This window comes from Dendronalium phyllosphericum CENA369, assembly GCF_016056275.1.
In the GTDB taxonomy this organism is placed as follows: domain Bacteria; phylum Cyanobacteriota; class Cyanobacteriia; order Cyanobacteriales; family Nostocaceae; genus Dendronalium; species Dendronalium phyllosphericum.
Window position 1 is genome coordinate 21,691 of record NZ_JAECZA010000092.1, and the last position, 1,944, is coordinate 23,634.

Here is a 1,944-nt window from a genome sequence, read left to right on the forward strand (position 1 = left end):
CAGCTTTGCCACCTCACGAAATCGCGTTGCTCCCAACACCACCATTGTTTGAGCTTGAACGGTTAAAAGTTGCGGTATCACTTAGAGAGACATCCCTTTAGTCTGTCTTCTTTTTTGTTGCTGTTTTGATTCTATTATTTGTTGCAATACGCGCTCTGCTTCTTGCCAAAAGTGATGGTCTTCTGAGTCTACTGACCCCACATAAATCGGTGAATACTCAAGCTCACCTGACTGGTTTCGGTTGACTGCCACTCGGAAAATCTCACCTCGTTCATCATGGGTAAATACCAGTTCTCTACCCTGTTTCTCCAATTAGCCATTTTTCAAGAGCAGGTACGTTTGAAGGTAGAAGCCGAAGCACAGGCGCAACTACAGCAGGCAACTGGACAGCCAGCCGGAGCATTGCCGGGGCAGTCAATGCAGGATGTTGCCAGGGGTGACGATAAAGTAACTGGCAGTGAATAGTCGGCGATCACCCAGTCTGATAGCTGGGTACAAAACTTAGTCAAACAAACTGCCCTTATATGGGGCAACCAGGGCGGTGGTAAATCCTGGCTAGCTCGTTACGTTGCCAAACAGAAAAAACAAGCAGGTTATAGGGTTATCGTGCTTGACCTTGATTCTAACCGCGCAGAATGGCGAGGGGTTGAAAGTTATCACTCCTGGTCAGACATTGAGCAGCAGATCCGTGACTAAGTTCAGGAATTAGAAGAACGGCTAAAAATCTTTAATAACTCCGACATTACCACAGAATGACGAACGCAAAATCAACCTTCATTCAATAGAAGTGACTAAAGTAACCATTTAAACATGACTTTTGTTACAGGTGTGTGCCTGATTATTCAGATTAAATTGAGAATATACAAATCAAGTAATCCAAAGCAGATTAAAGAATATATGAACCGCTTAAAATCTCTGATGATTGGAGGCTTATTAGCAGCAGCTTCAATTGCTGCTCTTTCTCAAAATGCTAGTGCTGCTGAAGTGAAATACCAGCATGAACATTTGAATCGAAATACTGTAGCTTTTAATAACAGTAAATTAGTTCGTGAACAACACGCTCGTGAATTACGTGAACGTCAAGCCCGTGAACAACACGCTCGTGAATTACGTGAACGTCAAGCCCGTGAACAACGCGCTCGTGAATTACGTGAACGTCAAGCCCGTGAACAACGCGCTCGTGAATTGCGTGAACGTCAAGCGAGACTTTATCACTAAGCTTTAAATTTTACTAATGTTCAGTTAGGAGAGTAGCAATACTCTCCTTTGTGTCTTTGAATAACTCTGCTCAAATTAACGCCAAAAAAATGTTAATCAGGACTTTGTAAAAAGAATTATCTGACCAAAGCATCAGGTCTTCACTCTTAACTTCCCCCACATAAATTGGTGAATACTCAACCTCACCTAGCTGGTTTCGATTGACGGACACCCGAAAAATCTCACCTCGTTCATCAGAATTAAGTAGCAGACTATTCAATAGATAAGCGTTCGCTTCAACGCAAACCCAACGTCACATCAATATATATAGTCGTCGCATTACACTTTTGGGCTATTATGTGGAATGCAGCTGTCAAAGTCTTTTCAATTCATTCATATCCCCGGCTCTCGAGTGGCCATAAAAATACCTGCGATGGACAGCCGCAACACCTAATGCCGGTCAATAGCATTAGAGGCTGGAGTTTCCACTTCCAAGTTGTCCCGTCGCTTCTTGACTGAAAAGTCCGGCATAATCTGTCGCTCTACACCTCTGAGCGATCGCTGTTTTTATCGAAAAGCAATTTCAGGTTCTGTAACTCTTGAAAGCTCAAAAAACGCAAGTCATCCACCTTCTGTTTAACAATTCCCAAAAACTCCTGAAATTGAGGGCAAGATTGACACCTTAACTCTTTCCCAGGAATCAAGCAATTACACGTAATAAGAGGTCTTGCTCTAAAGACGCGGTCG

The 1,944-nt window shown here is 43.1% G+C and carries 2 protein-coding genes and 1 pseudogene; 2 read left to right on the top strand and 1 reads right to left on the bottom strand.

The features are described from left to right. Positions 1 to 276: 276 nt before the first annotated feature. Both I8752_RS37425 and I8752_RS18405 read left to right on the top strand, forming a co-directional pair. Positions 277 to 465: a hypothetical protein gene (locus tag I8752_RS37425; RefSeq protein ID WP_225895739.1), complete on the top strand. Its 189-nt coding sequence runs from the start codon at positions 277 to 279 to the stop codon at positions 463 to 465. Positions 466 to 810: 345 nt separating this feature from the next. After that, on the top strand, positions 811 to 1,218 hold the full coding sequence (locus tag I8752_RS18405; protein ID WP_214433754.1) for a DUF1682 domain-containing protein: 408 nt from the start codon (positions 811 to 813) through the stop codon (positions 1,216 to 1,218). A gap of 521 nt (positions 1,219 to 1,739) precedes the next feature. Here I8752_RS18405 and I8752_RS18410 read toward each other — a convergent pair. Then, a pseudogene (locus tag I8752_RS18410) lies at positions 1,740 to 1,944 on the bottom strand (hypothetical protein); the annotation flags it as partial.

Excerpts from the sequence above, each read along its gene's own strand:
- I8752_RS37425 (WP_225895739.1), top strand. The coding sequence starts at position 277 with ATGGGTAAATACCAGTTCTCTACCCTGTTTCTCCAATTAGCCATTTTT.
- I8752_RS18405 (WP_214433754.1), top strand. The coding sequence starts at position 811 with ATGACTTTTGTTACAGGTGTGTGCCTGATTATTCAGATTAAATTGAGA.